This window comes from Mesorhizobium abyssinicae (assembly GCF_049887195.1).
Classification (GTDB): Bacteria; Pseudomonadota; Alphaproteobacteria; order Rhizobiales; family Rhizobiaceae; genus Mesorhizobium; species Mesorhizobium abyssinicae.
This window is the reverse complement of record NZ_JARAKC010000112.1, coordinates 1-617: the sequence shown is the minus strand read 5'-3', so window position 1 is coordinate 617 and position 617 is coordinate 1. Positions and strand designations below refer to the sequence as shown.

Sequence of the window (617 nt, the reverse complement as noted above, 5' to 3'; positions counted from 1 at the left end):
TCCGCCCAGATCTGCGCCAGCGCCGTCTCGACCGCGCCCTGCGGCGCTTCATAGGCGGCGTGCGCATAGGCCTCGTCGTCGGGGGCGGGCAGCGCCTGGCGGTCGAGCTTGCCGTTCGGTGTCAGCGGCAGCCCATCCAGCCGCACGAAGGCCGACGGCACCATGTAGTCGGGCAGCCGCGCACCCAGATGAGCGCGCAAGGCGCCGGCAAGCGCGCCGCCATCGTCCCCGTCCGAGCCGGCCTCGGGTCCGCACACGACATAGGCGACAAGGTGCTTGTCGCCGGCGCGGTCCTGGCGCGCGACAACCACCGCCTCACGCACCCAGGCATGCTCGCAAAGCCGCGCCTCGATCTCGCCCGGCTCGATGCGGAAGCCGCGCATCTTCACCTGCTCGTCGTTGCGGCCCAAAAACTCCAGATTGCCGTCCGGCAGATAACGCCCCAGGTCGCCGGTCTTATACAGCCGATCGCCTTCCACAAAGGGACTGGCGATGAACCGCTCGGCCGTCAGATCGGGCCGGTTCAGGTAGCCACGCGCAACGCCTGCGCCGCCAATGTAAAGCTCGCCCACCGCCCCGAACGGCACAGGAGCGCCATGACCGTCCAGCAGGTACAC

At 69.5% G+C, this 617-nt stretch carries 1 protein-coding gene; it reads right to left on the bottom strand.

The window, feature by feature from the left end; genetic code table 11:
- Nucleotides 1-617, bottom strand: a 617-nt coding sequence (locus PU724_RS33865; protein WP_426213844.1) for an AMP-binding enzyme, incomplete at both ends; no start/stop codon positions are given.